General features: G+C 57.4%; 13 protein-coding genes. 6 read left to right on the top strand and 7 right to left on the bottom strand.

What is annotated here, in order from left to right; genetic code table 11:
- Window positions 1-23: 23 nt before the first annotated feature.
- Window positions 24-1,427 carry an MATE family efflux transporter gene (locus tag UH5x_RS00700; protein ID WP_047814611.1) on the bottom strand — a complete coding sequence of 468 codons (1,404 nt, stop codon included), beginning with the start codon at window positions 1,425-1,427 and terminating at the stop codon, window positions 24-26.
- A 237-nt stretch (window positions 1,428-1,664) separates the two neighbouring features.
- Here UH5x_RS00700 and UH5x_RS00695 point away from each other — a divergent pair, with 237 nt between their 5' ends.
- Entirely contained in the window at window positions 1,665-3,095 is a 1,431-nt protein-coding gene (locus UH5x_RS00695) for a hypothetical protein (protein ID WP_482634359.1), read from the top strand.
- Window positions 3,096-4,126: 1,031 nt separating this feature from the next.
- On the opposite strand, the gene UH5x_RS00690 is transcribed toward UH5x_RS00695, so the two are convergent.
- Window positions 4,127-6,448, bottom strand: coding sequence for an AMP-binding protein (locus UH5x_RS00690; protein WP_482634358.1), 2,322 nt, complete (start codon window positions 6,446-6,448; stop codon window positions 4,127-4,129).
- A 688-nt stretch (window positions 6,449-7,136) separates the two neighbouring features.
- On the opposite strand from UH5x_RS00690, the gene UH5x_RS00685 reads away from it, so the two are divergent.
- The 4 genes from UH5x_RS00685 (at window position 7,137) to UH5x_RS00670 (ending at window position 14,122) form a co-directional block, all read left to right on the top strand.
- A complete protein-coding gene (locus UH5x_RS00685; protein WP_482636095.1) occupies window positions 7,137-9,968 on the top strand; it encodes a serine hydrolase in 2,832 nt (943 codons plus the stop codon).
- A gap of 126 nt (window positions 9,969-10,094) precedes the next feature.
- The gene (locus tag UH5x_RS00680) at window positions 10,095-11,078 is read left to right on the top strand and encodes a DUF3500 domain-containing protein (RefSeq protein ID WP_482634357.1); all 984 of its coding nucleotides are present in this window, start codon (window positions 10,095-10,097) and stop codon (window positions 11,076-11,078) included.
- A gap of 381 nt (window positions 11,079-11,459) precedes the next feature.
- Window positions 11,460-13,307 carry a carbohydrate-binding family 9-like protein gene (locus tag UH5x_RS00675; RefSeq protein ID WP_482634356.1) on the top strand — a complete coding sequence of 616 codons (1,848 nt, stop codon included), beginning with the start codon at window positions 11,460-11,462 and terminating at the stop codon, window positions 13,305-13,307.
- Between the two features lie 11 nt (window positions 13,308-13,318).
- Window positions 13,319-14,122 carry a polysaccharide deacetylase family protein gene (locus tag UH5x_RS00670; protein WP_482634355.1) on the top strand — a complete coding sequence of 268 codons (804 nt, stop codon included), beginning with the start codon at window positions 13,319-13,321 and terminating at the stop codon, window positions 14,120-14,122.
- Between the two features lie 313 nt (window positions 14,123-14,435).
- Here the strand turns inward: UH5x_RS00670 and UH5x_RS00665 are convergent, their stop codons facing one another.
- From UH5x_RS00665 to UH5x_RS00645, 5 genes are all read right to left on the bottom strand, one after another.
- Entirely contained in the window at window positions 14,436-14,702 is a 267-nt protein-coding gene (locus UH5x_RS00665; protein ID WP_482634354.1) for a hypothetical protein, read from the bottom strand.
- 120 nt (window positions 14,703-14,822) lie between these two features.
- On the bottom strand, window positions 14,823-16,088 hold the full coding sequence (locus UH5x_RS00660; RefSeq protein WP_482634353.1) for a hypothetical protein: 1,266 nt from the start codon (window positions 16,086-16,088) through the stop codon (window positions 14,823-14,825).
- Between the two features lie 91 nt (window positions 16,089-16,179).
- Complete coding sequence (locus UH5x_RS00655) at window positions 16,180-17,202, bottom strand: metallophosphoesterase family protein (RefSeq protein ID WP_482634352.1); 1,023 nt, start codon at window positions 17,200-17,202, stop codon at window positions 16,180-16,182.
- 156 nt (window positions 17,203-17,358) lie between these two features.
- Window positions 17,359-19,272: an SGNH/GDSL hydrolase family protein gene (locus UH5x_RS00650; RefSeq protein ID WP_482634351.1), complete on the bottom strand. Its 1,914-nt coding sequence runs from the start codon at window positions 19,270-19,272 to the stop codon at window positions 17,359-17,361.
- A 92-nt stretch (window positions 19,273-19,364) separates the two neighbouring features.
- The gene (locus UH5x_RS00645) at window positions 19,365-20,774 is read right to left on the bottom strand and encodes a sulfatase (protein ID WP_482634350.1); all 1,410 of its coding nucleotides are present in this window, start codon (window positions 20,772-20,774) and stop codon (window positions 19,365-19,367) included.
- A gap of 350 nt (window positions 20,775-21,124) precedes the next feature.
- Here UH5x_RS00645 and UH5x_RS00640 point away from each other — a divergent pair, with 350 nt between their 5' ends.
- The gene (locus tag UH5x_RS00640) at window positions 21,125-21,862 is read left to right on the top strand and encodes a thioesterase II family protein (protein ID WP_482634349.1); all 738 of its coding nucleotides are present in this window, start codon (window positions 21,125-21,127) and stop codon (window positions 21,860-21,862) included.
- The last annotated feature ends 25 nt before the right edge of the window (window positions 21,863-21,887 follow it).

Genomic DNA, 21,887 nt, shown 5'->3' with positions numbered 1-21,887 from the left:
CTGGCAAAACCGTAGTGGTGGAATCATACCATCCGCATCCGTTGCCATTTGCCTTGCAAAAAGCGTCCGGCCATGACGATTGCGAGGGTGCAGATCCAACCGGTGATCACCCACCACCACCAATCCAGCGCCAACAATGCCCCAGCTTGCCCATCCGGATCCTGGAACCGTACCGCGACAGGTTGCCACACTGTTCCCACAATCACTGCCACGAACGACAACACCAATCCCGCCAACAACACAAACCAAGTGTCACCCGCCCCGCGGAGAGCGCCCGCCAAGATCAACTGCGTCGCGTCCATGATCACGTAAATCGCCACAAAACCGAGCAATTTCTCGGCGATTTCGAACGCAATCTCGCTGTCCACGCCCGTCGGCGACAGCGAATACAACGCGATCAAACCGCCCGGCGCGAAAATGTACGCGATCGCCCAAGCCACCGAATAGGCCCAGCCCACACACAGAGCCGCGATCACACAACGAATCGCCGGCCCAGGCCCAGTTCGGATCAAATGCTGGCCCACCAAAACCGACGCCGCGATCGACATCCCCACCAAAGGAATGAACGCAATCATGTTGAAATTGATCGCCATCGTTGTCGCTTGCAGTGGCACGTCCCCAAGTCGCCCGATCTGCAACACGATGACGGTGAAGCCACCTGCCTCGGTGACGTACATCAATCCAGCCGGCAAACCAAAGTAAATCAACCGCTTCATCATGCGTCGGTTCAGCCGGATCCCACGCAAAATGCCGTATTTCTCGCGTTCACTAGGCTTCATCAGCAACACCGCGTAACAGACGCCTTTGAACCAAAACGACAGCGAACTGGCAATCGCCGCTCCCACGATTCCCAGCTCCAAGAATCGCAAACCAGTCTCCGGATCGGGCGAACCGACACCAAAGATCAAAAACACGTCGAGAACCAAGTTCAACACGCCCGACGCCAACGACACCAACATGATCGTGCGAGTCCGATGCGTGCCGCTGTAGAAACCCGACAGTGCCGTCTGCAACACCTCTCCCGCACCACCCCACATCAAAATGCGAAAGTAGGCCGCTTGCATTGGAATCAAGTGCTCCGGTTGGTCCGTCAGTCGAAACAAGGACTCGCCGAGGCCTCCGACCAGCAGGAAAAACGGCAGCGTCGCCAGAGCGAACCAAGTCGCCTGCCACAGAAGTTGCCCCACACGCTTGGGTTGATCCGCTCCGATGTACTGGCTGATGATCGCACTGGTCATCGACGCGATGCCAACGAACACGCACACGCACACCCAGAACAGATTCCCTGCCGCCATCGCCGCCCCCATCTGAGACGGTTCGTGCCACAGCAGCAGCGTCCGGTCGACGAACAGAACCAGCGAAAACATGCCCGTGCTGACCATCAACGGAACTGCGACGCGGAGAACTTCCTTGAGGGCGGGAATCATGAAGGGGACGATGGAGTGAGGGTTGATTTTCGTCAGGAAGCGGCGTCAGCGTAGAACCGTTGCCTCCAACGGTCCCGCGGAATGTAGCCGGATTCGCCAAGAATTCGGAAGAGGCGGCACCCAGATCCGTTCCCAATCGCAGGCCTGTCCAAATCCAAGCGAATCAGACCTCGCTTGCTTGGAGTGAGGTGATGCGGGCTCATCGCATTCATCCGCCGGCAGGTTAAGCTGATCGGCATGAAACACTTCGCTTTGATATCGCTGGTCGCGTTCATCATCCTGATGGGGACATGTTGGGTGACGAATCGGTTCGCTCCTCATTGGGTGCCCGATTCACCGAGCTACACCGAGTACTCGTTCGAATCTGCCGAAGCGATCGCCACCCAGATCCGAACGCCGGGCTACCCGGTCCTGGTACGATTCACAAAGGCACTGGCAAATTCCGGTGCGGATCAAGCGTTTTGGGCAAACCAGACTTTGGTGATTCTTCACATTGCTCTGCAAGCCATCGCGGTTGGCCTGTTGGCAGTCGAATTGGCAGGCTGGAACTTCTCGCGGCAAACGATTGTGATCGCAGCATGCGTTTTCGCGATCGGCTGCACGTTCTGGGACCACGTCAACACGATCGCAACGGACGCCCCGGCCATGTCGCTGGCGGCGATGATCGGAATCGGCGTGCTGCGAATCTGGCGAACCGGGCTGACACCCCGCCTGTGCATCACCCTCGGCATCCTCACGACGCTGGTCATTGCTCTCCGCCCCGCGTATTTGTTTTTGATTCCCTGGTTGATGCTCAGCGTTTTCGTGCGTCCAGGCGTCACCTTTTCGCGACGCTGGGCTCCTGCGATCGCTGTCGGTGTGTTGCCCTTGATCGCGTTGATGGCGTGGTGCACGTTTCGCTTGATCACGGTCGATGACTTGGGTGTCCTGCCCTTCGGTCATCAGAACATGGCCGCCGTGACGACTCAGTTGCTCGACGCGGATGAACTCGAGGCGTTGCCAGGCCGACTGGGCGAACTGGGAAAAGAGATCGCCGATCGTCGCATTGAAATGGCAGCGGGTGCCCAAGTTGCCGCCGATGGGCTGGACCTTCGCCCGCGTGCTGACGCGGCCCCGCGAGCGGACTCGTACACAACCATCGAAAATCGCTGGGACGCGATGACGTACATGATCGTGATCCCCGCGGCGGAAGCTGTCGCCAGCCGAACGTCAACAAAACTCGCCCCGTCGCCTGGTCTGCAACGAGTCCACCAGCACCAGATGTTGGCAGAACTCGATCGCACGATCGTCCGCAGCTATCCCGTTCGGTACCTGCGTTGGATCATGCTCGCGATCCGCCGCGGCGTCTGGGGATCGGTGGCGGACATGTTGATGCACCCGATCTTTTTCGTCGTCACCATGGGGCTGGCCGTCGCCGCCTGCATTGCGTCGATCCGTTTCCGGCCAACGCAGACCGCCGAACCATTTCGCGAGCACGCATCCACCCAAACTGGGCTGGCCGCGTTGACTTGGTTGGCAATCAGCTACTGGCTGTTCAAGATCGCGTTTGTGTCGCTGACCAGCCCACCGATCGGACGCTTCTCCGACGCCGCCGCCGTGTGGTTTCCCGTTTGGATCGCAGTCGTGCTTGTCAGTCGATGCTGTCCAAAACCACACACCACCCCGTAGGCCAGGTTCCACCTGGCGAGGCAAAACGCGTGGTCACACAGAACTCGCGGAACGCTTCAAAACACCCGCGTCATGTGGCTCGACAACAGACACCACCCACGCAAACACTGGGGGACAAATGTTCGACTCTGGCAAAGCAATCCGTAGGCCAGGTTCCACCTGGCGAGGTGAAACGCGTGGTCACACAGAACTCGCGGAACGATTCAAAACACCCGCGTCATGTGGCTCGACAACAGACACGACCCACGCAAACATTTGGGGACAAATGTTAGACTCCGGCCAAGCAATCCGTAGGCCAGGTTCCACCTGGCGAGGTGAAACGCGTGGTCACACAGAACTCGCGGAACGCTTCAAAACACCCGCGTCATGTGGCTCGACAACAGACACCACCCACGCAAACATTGGAGGACAAATGTTCTACTCTGGCAAAGCAATCCCGTAGGCCAGGTTCCACCTTTCAAGGTGAAACGCGTGGTCACACAGGACTCGCGGAACGCTTCAAAACACCCGCGTCATGTGGCTCGACAACAGACACGACCCACGCAAACATTTGGGGACAAATGTTCGACTCTGGCAAAGCACCCCGTAGGCCAGGTTCCACCTGGCGAGGTGAAACGCGTGGTCACACCGGACTCGCGGAACGATTCACAACGACCGCGTCACGTGCCTCGACAACAGACACCTCGCACGCAAACATTTGGGGACAAATGTTCTACTCTGGCCAAGCACCCCGTAGGCCAGGTTCCACCTGGCAAGGTGAAACGCGTGATCACACAGGACTCGCGGAACGCTTCACAACGACCGTGTCATGTGGCTCGACAACAGACACCACCCTCGCAAACATTGGGGGACAAAGGTTCGACTCTGGCAAAGCACCCCGTAGGCCAGGTTCCACCTGGCGAGGCAAAACGCGTGGTCACACAGGACTCGCGGAACGCTTCACAACGACCGCGTCATGTGGCCTGACAACAGACACCACCCACGCAAACATTGGGGGACAAAGGTTCGACTCTGTCGAACCCTTTGCGCGACTACGAATCGTTTTCGATTTCGCTCAGCAACGCTTCCAGCTCTTCGGGCGACAAATCCGACGCTTCGATGTCGGACTGGATGTCGCCGGCCGCGTCTTGTTCTGGACCACCGGCCAACGTCTCCGCCAAATAAGCGGCCAAGCGTGATGAAGTGGGGTAGTTGAACGCCAACACGGGAGTCAACTCGATCCCCAACCAATCTTCCAGTTCGCTGCTCAATTCGACGGCCGTCAACGAATCCATGCCGGTCTCTGCAAACGGCGTTTCTGGCGTCAGCGAAGCGTTGCGGACCGGGCGTTCCCCGTCCTCGTGGATCTGCTCACCACTGTGGGCGGACAACCAGGCCAGCAACCAAACGGTGATCTGTTCGGTGGCCTCTGGAACCTCTTCGCGAGTCACCCGGGTCGGCAACTCGGGCAAGGCCACGGATTCAGAATCGTCGATGAAACGGTTGCGATTCCATTGGTAACGAGCCGCCAATTCGCCAGCTTCGATCATTGCTCGGCACTGCTGCCGCTGGACTTTTCCGCTGGTCGTCAACGGAATTCCACCGGGACGTGTGATCAAAACTTGGCGAGCATCGACCTCGTGATCGTCAATGATCGCTCGACGAATATGACGCACGATGTCCGGCAATTCTTCGGAATCGACATGTCGCGAAACTTCCGCGGCGATGGTCAGGGCATCGCCCGTTCGTCCGGTCGTGGCGACGGCGGCACACTGCAAAACGTTCGCTTGCAACAAACCTTTGACCGTGGCCTCAATGTCTTGAGGGAACAGGTTTCGCCCACGCAAGATCACCAGGTCTTTGCGACGACCCGACACGTAGACTTCTCCATCGTGAACAAACCCCAGGTCACCTGTTCGCAAGAACGTTTCCGCTGGATCCCCGTCGGCGAGCGTCGCACCAAAGACTTCTGCGGTGACCTCTTCGCGTTTCCAGTAACCCGATGCGACGGAAGGCCCCGCCAACCAAATTTCGCCAATCTCGCCGTCCGGTTGCACGCGGCGTGCGTCCGGCTCGACCACCAACACCGTCATCGTGTGAGCCGCACGACCGGAACTGACCAGTCGCCGCACCGCCCCATCGCCAGAAACGCTGGCTTGCGAAGCCTCTGGAACCGTTTCACCAAGCGATGATTGACGCACGATGATCCCGCGGCCGTGCGCGAGTTCGTCTTTGTCGACATCCAATAAACGAGGGGCCTGCCCTGAGCGGCAACTTGCCGCCATCAAGGTCGCTTCGGCTAACCCATAGCACGGACAGAACGTTTCGCCACGAAAACCAGCGTTGAAAAATCGATCGGTGAATTGCTGCAACGTGTCGGCATTGATCGGCTCCGCACCGCAGAAGGCCAACTCCCAACCGCTCAAATCCAGTGAATCCGCTTGGGCGGCATCAATCCGGTCAACGCACAACTGATAAGCAAAGTTGGGAGCGCCACTGATGGTGGCTTTGTAGTCCGAGATCGCTCGCAACCACCGCATCGGCCGAGCCAAGAACGATCGGGGCGACATCAAAATCGCATGCCCGCCGACGTACAACGGTTCCAAAATGCCGCCAATCAACCCCATGTCATGGAACGGAGGCAACCAGAACAAACCGCGTTCGTAATCGTCGCTGTCGTCGCCGGACCATTCGATCCCGAACGCCTGTCGAATCGATTCCAGATTGCTCAGCAAATTGGCATGCGAAACCATCACGCCTTTGGGATCACTGGTCGAACCACTGGTGTATTGCAGCAGCGCCAAATCGGTCGATTCAATCTCGCCGAGCGGCAATTCGTCGTCGAGCGAGTCAGGTCTGGCCAAGTCCTCTTGAATCGATGCGTCCGTCGCGACCATCGGCAAGGCAGCCGTTTCGGCGGACAATCGATTCGAGTCGATCCCAGCAATCGTCTCTTGATCGCTGATCAAGACCGAGGGCTGGCAATCCGCGACGGAGGTGTCCAGTCGCGGCATCGCGCGACCAGGTTTGGGATAGCTGGTCGGGACCGGGATCAAACGCGCCATCTCGCAGGCCATGAACCCAATCATGAATTCCAGCCCCGGCGGGAACAACAACATCGCTCGGTCGCCTGGAACCGCACCGGTTTCTCGCACCAAACGCAACGCCACGGCACGGACTCGGCGGTGCAGCTCCGCGTAGGTCAGCGTCAGCTCGGCTTCCGCCCCATCCATCGAATCATCGGGCAAAAACGTCAGTGCGGGACGATCGGGATGCCGCGCAGCACGATCGACGAGCAAATGAGCGAGCGATTTCCATCGCGTCTCATGGGGCTCATGCGTCGTGGAATCAGCAATTTCTGATTTGCGTAACATACGGTCTCGGGCGGATGGCCGATCAGGTGGGCACTTCGAAGTTTCTGGTCTCGCCGGGGCAGGATAGTGACTCTGGGATATCTTTCGTCCTAGCATATAACTCTGCTAGGTGGATGGAAAGCGTGATGGCGTTTCTTTGACGACACGTCCAAATTCGTGGGGGGGGCCTCCTTGCGTGCCGCACAATCGTCAGGAAAGGCGACCGTTCAAAACTTCTCAAGGTCCCCTATCGTTACAGGTTGCCAAGCGAGATCGAACCCCCCTCCCACGGTTGACGCGAAAAGGAATTGCAATTGCCGGGACTCCGTTGCCGCGTTTGCCAGCAAATCGCGGCAGCAAACGCTGGGGCGACACAAAGTGAGCAGCACGAAAGATTCCTTTTGCTTGGATTTGCGCCCCACCGAGCAGGCATCGTCAGCTCGACCAGCCGAATCGGCCCGCTCCAACCGAGCCGTCAAACTGGTGATTCTCATGCTGCGATCGCGCCTCCAGCGAACCTTCTGTGGTTCGTTTCACTTAGGCTAGGCACTCGCAGCAGCCCGCCGCGTCTCGATGAGCCCCCTGCTTCTAACGAGACCGACCGCGGCCCCACCTGACACTTTCCCACCCCGTCTGCCGAGAACCAGCCGTGTCAAAGATTCTTCGCCAGTCCTCGTCGCCTCGTGTTTGGGCCGGGACACTGCTTTGGGTGCTCGCCGCTTGCCACCCAGCTCACTCGCAAGATTCCGCCGCCAAGGACGCAGCTCCCAACTTTGACCTCGCGATTTTGAACGGGCATGTCGTCGATGGCACGGGAGCCCCTTGGTACGAAGCCGATGTCGGAATCACGAACGGCAAAATCACCCACATCGGCCGCATCGACCCGGAGTCGGCCAAAGACACGATCGACGCCGAGGGATTGATCGTCGCTCCCGGGTTCATCGACATGATGGGGCAAACCGCCACGCCGATGCTTCGGAATCCTTCTTCGGCAATGAACTTGCTGACCCAAGGCATCACGACCATCAACGCGGGCGAGGGATCGTCGGCCGCGCCGGTTTCAGATCACGACGCGAGATCAGTCGGTTGGCAAAACATGGCGGAGTACTTTCAGTTGCTGGACTTGAAAGGCATGCCCCTCAATGCCGTGCAAACGATCGGGCACACCCAAGTCCGCCGGTTGGTGATGGGTGAAGACGACCGGCGTCCCAGCGACGATGAACTGGAGGCGATGAAGGAACACGTTCGCGAAGCCATGCGTGCGGGTGCGATCGGAGTTTCTACCGCGTTGATCTACCCTCCCGCCGTTTATGCAACGACCGAAGAAATCGGTGCCTTGGCCGGAGTCGCGGGCGAACACGGCGGACGCTACTACACGCACATGCGAAACGAAGGTGATCAGCTTCTCGAAGCGATCGATGAAGCCTTGGAAATTGGCCGCATCGGCAACACGCCTGTTCACATCTTTCACTTGAAAGCCGCCGGTCGTCAGAACTGGGGCAAAATGCAATTGGCAATCGCGCGGATCAAGGCCGCTCGCAGCGAAGGTCACCAGGTCACCGCGGACATCTATCCCTACATCAACAACGGGTTGGGAATCGATGCTCTGATTCACCCGCGGCACTTCGGCGAAGGACGTGCCAAGTTCCTCCATCGGTTGGCCGACGACGAAGAACTGCGAGCCGAAGTTCGCGAGGAAATCGAATCCACCAGCGGCTGGGAAAACTGGTATCGCCACGCGGGCTCGGATTGGGACCGCATCATCGTCGGCCAAACCACTGAACCTCGTTACCGCGAGTACGCAGGTCAGTCCGTCGCCGCGATTGCCAAAGCAACTGGCGAAGACGCCTGGGACACGTTCTTCGGACTCTGCAATGCGTCCACGTTCGCTTTGCCCGAAACCATGAGCGACGCGAACAAGATCTTGGCGATGCAACAAGAGTTCGTTTCCTTCTGCACCGACGTCGGTCCGGCCAGCGGCAATCGAAGCGCCTCACACCCACGTTCCTACGGTGCGTTCCCACGGATGTTGTCGCGTTATGTCCGCGACTTGGGGGCGATCTCAATGGAACAAGCGATCTCACAAGCCAGTGCCGCCGCAGCCAACGCTGTGATGATTTACGACCGTGGCCGCATCGCCGAAGGCTTGGCCGCCGACGTGATCGTGTTCGATTTCGACGAACTCGCCGATCGAGCGGACTTCGAAAACCCGCACGCTGAGTCGGTTGGCATGAAGCATGTGGTCGTCAACGGAATCCCCGTGCTCGCCGAAGGCAAGTTCACCGGCAAACGACCCGGCAAAGTCCTCCGCGGCCCGGGCTTTGATCCCGCGACCGCGTCGCATGCCATCGTCACCGGAAACGACCAACCAGCGTTTCGCGAAGTCGACAAGGTGATGCAATCATTCCTTCGCGAGCATCGTATCCCAGGTGCGTCGTTGGCCATCACCGACCAAAGCAACGTCGTCTACGCGAGAGGGTTTGGCTACGCCGACGTCGGCCAGCGTGACCCCGTGACGCCCGAGAGTCTGTTTCGGATCGCCAGCATTTCCAAACCGATCACCGCGGTTGCGATCTTGCAATTGGTCGATCAAGGCAAACTGTCGCTTGACGACAAAGTCTTCGAAATCCTCGACCATGAGCCTCATGTGGAAGAAGGTTCCAAAATCGACGAGCGACAAAACGAAATCACGATCCAGCACCTGTTGCAGCATCGAGGTGGATGGGACCGAGACCAATCATTCGACGCGATGTTCCGCTCAACTCAATTCGCCAAGGCACTCGGTGCGGAACACCCCGCCACTCCCGACACCATCATCCGTGTCATGCGAGGCAAACCGCTCGACTTCGATCCGGGTGAGCGGTACGCGTATTCCAACTACGGATATTGCTTGCTCGGACGAGTCATCGAGAAAATCACCGACGAGGCTTACGAAGACTATGTCCAACAACATGTCCTGCAACCGATCGGCGTGACATCGATGTCTGTTGGCGCGACTCGTTTGGAAGGGCGCAAGCCAAACGAGGTCCGCTACTACGATCCGCACCAAGGTGACTCCGTCTTCGCCGAGGACTTGAATTCGCGGGTGCCGCAAACCTATGGAGCTTGGCACCTGGAGGCGATGGATTCCCACGGAGCGTGGATTGCATCGGCCAGCGACCTGGCACGGTTCGCCAGTGCATTCGACGATCCCGAGAACAGCCCGCTGTTGTCGTCGGCCAGAATCACCGCCATGTTTGCTCGGCCGGAAGGATTGGCAGGACACAAAGAGAATGGTGACCTCAAGCCCAGGCACTACGGCCAAGGTTGGTCAGTGGTCACCGATGACTCTGGCGAATTGACCGCCTCCCACGGCGGTTCGCTTCCCGGCACCAACACGATTCTCGTTCGTCGTTCCGACGGAAAGAACGTCGCCTTGCTGTTCAACGCACGGGTCACCGCTCGTCTTTCACGAGTGACCGGAGCCGTCCTTCCCCAAGTCATGAAGGCGATTGACCAAATCGAAGATTGGCCGGAACCAAGCCAGGACGGAACTCGGTAACGTTCTCGACTGGGCAACGTTGTCTTCGAAACGATCCAATTTGTGTTCGCCGGGGTTGGATTTGGTAGAATCAAAAGCGGCCGTTTGAAGTAGACGGTTCCTGCCTGTGTTCCTCCCCCAACCCGCATGAGTTTTCCGATGAACGTCAATCGCCCCGATGGCCAACGCGTTGCCCGAAGAGACTTCGTCAAACTTGGAGGAGCCCTCGCCGCCGGTGTCGCGACGACCAACCTCTTCGACGCCCGTTTTGCTCATGCCGCAGGAGCCCCCACCGCTTCCGCAGAAACCTACGTGGGGGAACTGTACGCTTCCTTGTCCGACAAACAGAAAACGGCCGTCTGGCGACCGTTCGATCACGCCGACCGCCTGAAGATCAACCCCAACTGGCACGTCAGCAAAACGACCATCGGCGACGACTTGTTCTCGAAAAAGCAGAAGACGCTGGTCGATCAAATCGTTCGCAACATCACCTCCAAAGACGGATACGATCGTCTGCTCGAGCAGATGGAATACGATGACGGCGGATTGGAAAGCTACAGTTTCGCGTTGTTCGGAGAACCCGGCTCGGACCAGTTCCAATTCGAATTGACCGGTCGCCACGTGACGATGCGAGCCGACGGAAATCGACTCGACAAAATCGGCTTTGGCGGCCCGGTGGTTTACGGTCACGGAGAGGAATACCTCCCCGACAGCCCGTTCTTTCAACAGACCTTGGAAGCTAACAAAGTTTTCCAGGCGCTGGATGCCGACCAAGCCAAACTGGCGTTGCAAAAGAAAGCTCCCAGTGAAACCGCGGTGCAGTTGAAAGGCGAGAGCGGTCACTTCCCTGGGATTGGCGTCGACCAACTTTCCAGCGATCAAAAGGAACTGGTCGAATCAACACTCAAGATGTTGCTGGCCCCGTATCGTGAAAACGATTCGAAGGAAGTGATGGAAATCCTGAACAGCAGCGGCGGACTCGACCAACTGCACATGGCCTTCTATCAACAAGAAGACATCGACAACGACCGCGTCTGGGACATCTGGCGAGTCGAAGGCCCATCGATGGTCTGGCACTTCCGCGGCGCCCCCCACGTTCATGCCTACCTCAACATCGGCATGAAGTCCTAAGCAAAGTGGCGTTATAATCCACCCTGCACGGCGTCATAGGCTTCTAAGCAACGCGTGAACAACAAGTGACGATGTTAGCGGTGTGGCGAAAGCCGCCCGGTGAGGAACCGGAGGGCTCGCGCCCTTCCGCTACGTCACTTATTGTTCACGCGTTGCTAAGCACGTGAGCGGGATTCATTGGGCTTGATCACGTAGCAGCGTCTCTCCGAGACGCTGTTATTTGCGAGTCTCAGAGAGACTCGCCTACGTGAGGTTCTACCCACTCATTCCTGTCTACTCGCTTAGCCTGTGATCGAACCTGAACTCTGCACTCACAACCACAGGCTGGAAGCCTATGCCACAGTGATGCCTCCGGCCGATCAGACACCTCAGAGAAACTATATGCCACCCTGCTCCGACTCCGCGCATCGCATTCCCCACCGGCTTCGCACATCGATTGGGCTGATCGCAACCCTGCTTTTGATTGCAGCCTCCACCAAGACATTCGCGGCCGAACCACCAACGTTGATCGTGCCCCAGTGCGACGACTTCGAGGTCACGGGGAAAGGCGACGCCAAAGCCTGGGAATCGTGCGACTGGGTTTCGCTGAACCGACGGGGCAACGGGCCACTTGATTACCAATCGCGGTTCAAGATGCTGTACTCGGACAAAGGCGTCTATGTCTTGTTCGACGGCGCCGATGAAACGTTGACTGCCACGATGCAGGAAGACTTCTTGGACCTGTGGAACGAAGATGTTTTCGAGTGTTTCTTTTGGACCAACGAAAAAGACCCTGTCTATTTCGAATACGAAATCTCGCCGCTGGGCTTTGAGCTACCAATCCTCGTCCCCAACCTGGATGGCAAGTTCCTTGGTTGGCGTCCATGGCACTACGAGGGTGCCAAGAAGATCCAGAAGAAGGTCTCCGCAACGGGCGGCGCGAACGAATCGATGGCCACCGTCACCGGCTGGCGGGCTGAAGTCTTCCTTCCCTACGCGGTCTTGGAACCGCTTCGGAACGTCCCGCCAAAAACGGGAACTCAGTGGCGAGCGAACTTCTACCGAGTCGACTACGACGAAAAGAAAACCACCGGTTGGGACTGGGCACGGGTTGGCCCCAGTTTCCACGACATCGAAAACTTCGGCACACTGGTCTTCGGCAAGGTCGTCGAAGCGGAAACGCCCCAAGAAGATATCCGCGACTTAAAACTCGCCGATTGGCAACCGAAGTCGATGCTGAAAACCAAGGTGACTCGCGTCAACACGCCGTCGTATCCAGTCATCGACGTTCACAACCATCTCGGTGGCGGTGCCAACGTGCTGACCGAAGAACGCGTCAAGCGTTACCTGCAGGTGATGGACGAAGCCAACGTTCAAACGGTTATCAACCTCGACGGAGGCTGGGATGACAAATTGAAGGAAACCCTCGCAGCCTTGGACACCGCTCACCCCGATCGGTTCCTCACCTTCGCCCTGATCAACCTGCGTGACTTTGAAACCGAGGGCTGGTCCGAGCGAGAAACCGCACGGCTGCGAAAAAGCTTTGAGGCCGGTGCGAAGGGGCTCAAGTTCCATAAATCCTTGGGACTGTCCTACCGCAACCAAGCCGGCAACCTGCTGACGATCGATGACGAACGTTTGGATCCGATCTGGGCGTTGTGCGGGGAGATGAATCGCCCGGTGATGATTCATACCGCGGATCCTGCCGCCTTCTTCACGCCGTTGGATCAGTTCAATGAACGCTGGCACGAACTCAATGCGCACCCAGGCTGGGTGTTCCATGGCGACCGCTTCCCGTCTCGCGAAGAACTGCTGGAACAGCGCAACCGAGCGATTGCAAAGCACCCCAACACGACCTTCATCGGGGCCCACTTTGGCAACAATCCGGAAGACCTGGAAACGGTCGGGCAATGGCTCGATCGATATCCGAACTTCTACATCGACATCGACGCTCGGATCTCCGAACTGGGCCGGCAACCGTACAGCAGCCGCAAGTTCTTTCTCAAGTACCAGGACCGAATCCTATTCGGCACCGACACGACTCCTGATCCCAACGCCTACCGGTTGTACTATCGCTTCCTGGAAACCGACGACGAATACTTCGACACCGCCGAATCGCACCACCGGCAAGGATTCTGGAACATCTACGGGATCTTCTTGCCCGATGCTGTGTTGGAAAAGGTCTACCGTGGTAACGCGGCCCGAATCCTGGGCTTGAAGCACGCGGTCAACTCCACCAGCAAAAACTGAAAGGCAGTGACGTGCAACGATTCGCTTGGTCACTCCTCTTGATCGTCTCCGCCGCATCCCTCGATGCTGGCGAACCGATCCCTTCGACGACGCACGAACTTCGTGAATCGACGCCCGCGCCGCTGACCGAAGGGGGTGTCGTGTTGACCTTCGACGATCGCAACTTCGAAGGTTGGATGCAAGCATTGCCACTGCTGGATGAATTCGGAGCCAAAGCCACCTTCTTCATCAGTGGAAAGATCGACGCCGTGGCGATCGATGCGATTCAGAAACTGCAAGCGCATGGGCATGCGATCGGATCCCACAGCGTCAACCATCTGAAAGCGGTGGAGTACTTCGAAGAAAACTCAGCCGAAACGTTCATGAGACGTGAGATCACCCCACAGCTGAGCGAGTTTCAGGCCGCCAACGTCACCGCAGTCTCATTTGCCTACCCGATGAGTCGTAACAATGCCGCGACAGATGAGGCGTTGTCAAAGGTGTTCCGGCATTTACGGACGGGCAAAAGCATTGCGGCCAACGAACGACTCTGCGAACAAGACGCCTTCTTCGTGCCAGCGGCCAAGATCGGCGATCACGGGTGTTTGCACGGCAAAGGAATCGACTTCGCCCCCACCCGGCCCGACCGAACGTATGAACAGATTGACGGAGCATTCGATCGCGCCGCCAAAAACAACGAGATCATCGTGCTGTATGCCCATCGAATTGCCGAATCCGGGAACGGCAATTTCATCACCCCCGAAGCTCTCACCCGCATCCTTCAAAGCGCCACGCAACGAGGCCTCCGGTTCTACACCTTCAACGACCTGCCCTAACAAGGGCATCGGCTTCCAGCCTGTGATGGAACCTGAACGTCGCCCTTCGTATTCACAGGCTAAGCAGGTCGGCAGGAGTCTTTCGGCATTTGGGCTGTTTCGGTAATCGCCGTTGCTCCCACGTATAACCGGGGCTAACGCCCAAACGGCTCACATGATGATGCCCGATCATTCCTGCTGACCTGCTTAGTGGTCTGTCAGGACGTGTTTTTAGGGTAGTGTACGAGGCCACGAGTCCTGAACTGGCGTAAGATCCAAGGACTCGTGGCCTCGTCCACTACGATCAACCCTCACTTTTAGCTGTGACAGACCACTAGAAGCCTATGCCACTTTTTGCCACCAGACCTCCTGCTCCGACCACTGCAAGCAGGACGATTCCGGCGCAGCCAATGGATCGATTGTCGGCCATTTGTCGAGGGTGTGATTTCTCAAGCTCTTCAATGAGCGCTTCGACTTGGGTCTTGGACTCCTGAAGCGATGCGTCGGTGGCTTCGCGGTAAAGCTTGATCGCTTTGAGCTTTTTGCCTTCCAGGATATGAGCCCGGATTTGGTCCAATGCTTCTTCGGGAATCTCTTGCATGGATCTCTTTCAACGCACAATCGGTGGAGGGGAAAAAGTGCCAGTCTATCGCAAATGCACATCCACGATGGCAAGCGAGGTTGCCCTTTCTATCGCTTGAGACGCTTCCCTGGGAACCGATCAGTTCCGAAGGTCGGCAAGCTCTTTCAGCTCGGCTTCCGAGAGGGCTCGATCAAACACGCTGACGCCGCCGATCCATCCGGTGAAGCCGACAGTGCGACTGCTGTGAATCACCCGCCCAATCGTGAACGGCCCGCCTTGTTCTGCATCCGGCGGTGAATAAATGCCGTGCGGGTACCACCACGGGTTCAATCGCAAGCCGACGAGATCTCGGTCGGCCTCAACCCATTCGCCATTTTCTTCTTTCTCCAGCGTCATGACGACTTCGGTGTAGCGGTAGCGGCGACGTTCAACACGTTGGTTCTCGTCCTCACGCAAGACTTCCGTCTTCGATGCTTCCTCTTCCGGCGGGTTGTAGTACTGGGCCTCTGGAAACTCGCCGTCTTCGCCGTCCTGCATCCCAGGCGTTCGAGCATAATGCCCCTGCATGTAGGCGTTGTGGGCATACGACAGCAGATTGTTCGACTTGGGGTTCTTGAGCCAACGTTCACCGGACTCTCCATTCAGCCAACCTGTGATTTCGTTTTTCTCGTCGTCAAACGTCATCGCAAAGCACTGCCAGGAGGCAGCGAGTTTTTCCGGCGGCGAATCGGCTGAAACGGCGGGCGATTGCCCCAGCGAATTGCATTTGTGAAGGGCGTACTTGTTGAGGAACGAACTGGCTCCGTTCTCCGACACATGACCACACGCGCTGCCGGCTTTATTCAGTCCGGCGAACAAGGCGTATTGTCGTTGCCCACGTTCGACCTTCTTGATCGAAGCAGTCGACGATTGCTTGAGGTCCGTGCCTTCGTGCCAGATTCCCGCCAGCGCGTGATTGCCACTTTCCCGAATGGCCCACACAACAACGGTCACCGATTTCCCTTCGCCTTTGATATCCAACGGTGTGTCATGCAGACGCGACCGAGGAATGAACAGAAAGGGTCGGAAGTTGGGATCAGATTCTTGACGAATCCGAATCGCTTGACCAAACGGCCCCTCGTTCAACAATGGAAAATCAGCGTAGGAGGCTTGCCTGCCTTCACCCCAGTAGTCACGCACGTAATTCGCGGCGTCCAAGGGGAAATCGCTCGGTGATCCGGGCGGCACGTGCGCAGTGAATCGCTCCTTCCCAGAAGCTTCACGCTGGGCGAAATCCCAGAATGCGACCAATCCCGGTGTGTTTCGAACAACTTCCCGATTGGCCGGCGGATCAAATGCCCAGAGGGTTCCCCCGGGAACCGTCAAAGCGATGACTGTGAGGAAGACAAAGAAGGGACGCTGCATGGTCAGTTCCGGTATGTGAATCAAGCGACTACGTCGCGAGGAAGGTTGTGTGAACGAGGACTTGTGCCTGAGGTATCGGGGCACGGAAAGCTCAGGCGTTCGGAACGAAACGAACGTCCATGAATGCCCCGGTCGCGTTGGCGTTGGTGACGAACTGGGGAATGCCGTTGACAACATCAACCGACTGGCGATGCGTGTGCCCCGCAAAGACTCCCAGCAACTGGGTGGAATCCGCCTGGAAGACCTCGCGATGGAAATCGAACGTGGCCTGAGTGTGCCCCGAGGCTGGCCATTTGGGCCGGCGTTCAATTTTGAAGTTTCGATCGGTCTCCGCGCCCCACTCCGGATGCCCGCAACCGAACCCCATGGGACGCCCCGGAATGTACAACGGGATATGAACCAGCAGCACCAAAGGCATCCCACTGCGAAGTTGTTCGCGAAAGAACTCCAATTGCTCGGGCAGAACTTCGTAGTTCGAGTTGTCGATGGCCAAGAAACGAATGCCGTGAATGTCGTACGCGGCCATCAAAGGATCGTTGCCTTGGTACAACTTTTTCAAACGTTGTTCGATCCAATCTGAACGCAGGTCCTGCAACGAACCCTCCATACCTTCGTAGTGCCAGTCATGGTTGCCCGCCACGTACAACCAAGGCATCGTCACGCCGTCGAGTTGCTCGGAAACCCAATCGATCGCCGCTTCCGAGGGGAAACTGAAGATGTCACCCACCAAGGCCAACAGATCCACCTTTTGGGAGTTCGCTCGCTCGACAACGGCTTGAAAACTCTGCTCCGGCGTTGTGGGCTGGCGAGTTTTGAAATGCGTCGTCTGGTTGTATGCCTTTGCCATCCGCCCGCTGAATTCGCGATACGGTTCGCCACGTTGATCGTCTGTGAACAGATGCGTGTCAGCAACCACCATCGCATTGACCGGACGAGTCACCGCATCGGTGCGAAAGGTGACCACGTTGTCATCGATCGCGAAAGCATCGCTGAATGAGGTGGTGAAACCAGCGTTTCCCTCGGCGAGCGGTGCCGCGTTCGCAAGAGACGAGTTGCCAACCGCACCCGCGGCCGATACAGCCACGGCCGACTGAAGGAAGGAGCGACGTTTCATGGCGGGTCCTAGAAGCGAGTGAATCAAAGGATGCGAAAGTATAAACAATCCGCCTCTCGCTTGCTCTCTCTCGCTGTTCGCAATCACCCCGTCGAAATCATTCGGACATCTGCTTTTGAAAGTCCCTTCGCAGAATGATTGGTGTTGCAGGCGATTCTATTTCGTCGATTCATTCAATTGGCTGATGACGACCACGCCAGCTTTTGCACGAACATTGTCAGGGGCCAGCAACAAGGCCGTCTCGAAATGCATGGATGCTTGGCTCGTTTGATTCAGACGCAGCAACGTGTATCCAAGGTTGAGGTGAGTCTCGACGTCATCCGGAAACTCATCCAAAACTCGCTCGTACAATTCGACGGCAACTTCAGACTTTCCAATGCCGGCACTGGCCTCGGCGAGTGCGAACATCACATCCAAGTCATCAGGTGCATGTTCGTGACATCGCAGCAATTCACGGTGAGCGGCTTCAAAGTCGCTGGCGCCCAAATGGGCGATCGAAAGTTGAAAGCGGGCCCCCCAATGCCGCGGGTCGGACTCCGGCCATCCAATCGTGGCGATGCTGAACATCTCACGCGCGGCATCATTGTCGCCCATTTCGAGCAAGAGCTGCCCGTAGCGTTGGACCCCCCGACAGTAAACCGGATAATCCTTGACGCCGCGTTCAAACTCGATCACCGCTTCGTCAATTTGCCCGGTCCACCGAAGGCAATCTGCGAGAATGAACTGACTTTCGGCATCCCCGTTCAACATCTTGATCGCATCCCGAGCGCGTGGCGCGGCGACCTCGAACTTGCCCGCCCAGTGCATGACCTTGGCCAAGTTGCGCATCGCAATCCCCTGCGTCCTGCGATCAATGCGGCCGAGAACCGTTTGATCCACCCTGTCAACCGACTCGCGTGACAACTCGTTCCATGCAATGGAATCAGCAGTCAACCAACCCGCGTCTCGCAATTCAGAGACCAACCATTGCGACAACCGACGATGAGCGTCAATGGTCGGGTGAACGTGGTCGAGAAAATACTCTTCGCCCAAGATGTCATGCCCGTGTTCATCCAGGCAAACGTCGCGAAGAGCAGATTCGAAATCGAGCACGCGAACATCATCGGATTCGGGAAGCTCGCGAATGAACTGAGCAAAATCACTCGGCGCACGAAGCGGGCAAATGTCACGATCGATTGCGGACCGAAACGCCGAGTGGGCAAGATCAAAATCGCCAGCGTCGAATGCTTGTCGCGCACTTTCGAACGAGTCATCTTCTGGATCCGGCTTGAAAGGACTGCAGTCTTTTTCATTGGAAGCAGGAACGACGAACAAAATTTTTGCGTTCGCTGATCGAGCGATGGTGATCATTCGCTGAATGTTGAACCGAAAGTGTTCGCCTACCTTGTCGCTCCATTCCTCATCGCGAATGTAGTCCGACGGTCCCACCGTGTGGTTGAGGCGTTCGTCGACCTCGGCGGCCAATGTGATTGATTCGGCAGCATGTTTCGGCTGGTCGTTCTTTCGAATGATGGAATCAATCGCCGCGTACATTCGCGTCTGGGACAGCAACCCCGTCAACCAAAGCTGCGTCTTTGATTGCTCAAAGAAATCGGCGTAGGTTCGCCGCTCCAAAAACTCGTTTTGCCCGGTGTAGACGATGAAGAGATCTGGATCATGATCCGCCAGTTCTTCCATCACGGCCGCGACACGGTAGCTGGCGTAACTGACCCCACCCGCGTTGAAGACCTCATGGTGCGAACTTGCATCCACGTGCCGCAACCATTCTCGCAACCACCCCGCGAAGGAAGTGTTGTCGTCGTAAGGCCGCCCAAAGGTCGTGGAACCTCCCAGACAAAAGATCCGCTGCGTGTTCGCGGGTTTGGTCAGCGGAAAGCGTTGATCATTGAACCAAACCAGCTTGTTCTCCGCCGTTCGCATCCACACCTTGCCGTCTTCATCGGTGAAGCGTTCCAACAAGGGGACTTGCTTGGAGAACCCCATCATTGGGTCGCCTTGAGCATTCGACCGCCCCACACCAATCAAGGCCAGAACCAATTCGATGGCCAGCAAACCAAACACGGTCGTCACGAGACCAAAGCAAGCCTTTTTGGTTCGGCCAAGAGCCCTGGGATTTTGCAGCCGAGATGCATGGACCGAAAAAGTCGTGTCGGAGTTCGTGCTCATAGCCCTGTGGCGGATTGTTCGCACCAAGCGTGCAATTGCGGCAGGAAGGGTTTGTAAATGGGATCGGAAGCCACGTTCCGGGTCGCACCGGGATCATTGTCGAAATCGATCAAGACAATGTCTTCGAGCTCACCAGTCTTCGACGAGACATACTCCGTGTAACGGAAGCGTTCCGTCCGGATGCTGGTCCCAAGCAAGGGTCCAACGCCTGCCTTTGATTTCTTGTATTGGCTGAAGGCGGCCGGACGAACGGAAAACTCGGAATCACGAACCACGCCCGCAATGCTTTTGCCTTGGCAATGTTCCGGGATCGGCAATCCAGTCAGCTCGCACAACGTTGGAAACACATCCACCAGTTCCACCAATGATTCCGTTTTCCCCGGACGAACGCCAGGCACGGAAACGATCAAGGGGACTCGTGTTGCGATTTCATAGTTGGTGTGTTTGCACCAATCACCAAAGTCGCCGACGTACCAACCATGGTCCCCCCACAACACGACGATCGTGTTCTCGCGTTGCCCGTTGGCTTCGAGAGCGTTCAAGACCTTGCCAACTTGTGCATCCATGTAGCTGACCGCGGCTCGATACCCGTGGATCAACTCGCGGGTCTTCTCGTCGTCCAACATGTTCGTTTTCGCAGGAATGTCGGTGTAGTTTTTCAGTTCGCCCCAACTGGAACGAGCGTACGGCAAGCCATCGACAACATCTTCGCGGGACGGAATTTCAATGGCGTCGCGATCGTAGAGGTCCCAGTACTTGCCCGGTGCATTGAACGGCAGGTGGGGTTTCAAGAATCCGACTGCCAAGAAAAACGGTTTGTCTTGCGTTGAAAGCCGCTCCAGCATGGCGACGGCTCGATCTGCGTTGTGGCCATCGGCGTAAGCACTGTCTGGAACATCGCCCCCATTTTCGATGGAGGGCCCGGGCTTCTCGCTCGAGTTGGCCGGGTTGCGTTTCCGAGGCAGTTCCTGAACGTAGCCTTTCCCCTTGCTGCGATCTCGCGGCGCCCATTCGTTGGCATCAACGGTCCAAGCCTCCGCGTCGTCGCTGGGACTGTGGTAGATCTTGCCCAAAAAGCCAGTGTCGTAGCCATTGCGAGAAAGATGCTGGGGGAGCGTCAACACATCGGGCATTTGCGACCGCAATAGAGTTTTGAAGTTCCAGCACTGGGTGGTCTCCGGACGGCAGCCACTCATCAGGCTCGCGCGGGAAGCACCGCACACGGCGACCTGGCAATACGCTCGATCGAATCGCATGCCCGACGCGGCCAAACGATCAATGTTGGGGGAGTGGATGTAGGATTGGCCATAGCATCTCAGTTCTGGTCGCAAGTCATCGACTGCGATCATCAACACATTGAGTGGTTTCGATGGAGGGGAGTCTTGAGCCACCGCGGACGTCGACATCGAACAGACGAAGCAGACCAAGCCGAGAAACAAATGGTGGGGTTGGAGCGCGTGCATGGTGAGAATGGGGATGGGGGATGAATCTTTGTGGGGGTTCTCGTTATAGCTGAATCGGCAGCAGGTTGTGGGGGAGTGGGTGGATGCGCAGGGTGGGGGTCGGCGTGGTGACGTGGTTTGTTCACAGGCTGGAAGCCCACACCAATTGGGTGGTCTCACCTGACGACTGTTCATGTGCTTTGCTACAAAGCGTCCCAGGCGGTGACTCCCCTGGACTGCAAACTTGACACGCTCGTTGAAATGAATGCTTGATGACGTCGAATGACGCCCTTTGTCGAATCAGTCCCCCTTCGATGTCGAAGACACACCTGTTGTGGGTGCCGCATGCTGGTGGTGCGACCGCTCCGCTGTTCAAACATTTTCGCGGTCTGTCAACGTCGCGAAACGCACCGAATTCAGTCAGCCTGTGGGCCGTTCGGATGGCCGGGCGTGAGTCTCGGTTTTCGGAGCCATTGGAAACCGACATGGACTCGTTGGTCGAATCGATCGCAACCGAGACGGAACAAACGTTTGATGCTGATGACACGTTGGTGCTGGCGGGACACAGCCTTGGTGCCTTGATCGCGTACCGTTTGACGATTCGTTTGTTAGAAAAATCGTCCGGTCCATCCCGCGTGAAAGGGCTGATCGTGATGGGAGCCTCGCCACCCAACCAATGGACGCAAAACCGCGATTGGTTGGACTGGGACGACGACGCGTTCGCAGACGAACTGGATCGTCGCTATGGCGGATTGCCAGCGGGTTTGAAACAGCATCCCGACGCGCTCGCGATGTTCTTGCCCATCGTGCGTGCGGATTTGAAACTGGCACGAGGAGTCGCGACTGTGGAGCACCCGACCATCCCCGTGCCCATTCGGGCTCTCGCCGGGGCAGAAGACCATGTTGCCAACCGAGCCAAAATGCAGGGTTGGCAATCACTCACGTCGGCCGGGTTCTCTCTGCGAGTGTTGCCCGGCGATCATTTCTTTCCCGTGGCGAATCTCAGCAAGGTGTTGCTGACCGCGGAGACGCTGAGCGGGGGCGGCGGTTGAGAACCAAGATCGACGGTCTAGAAGA

It is taken from the genome of Rhodopirellula sp. UH5 (genome assembly GCF_056839225.1).
This window is presented reverse-complemented; position numbering and strand designations above follow the sequence as displayed.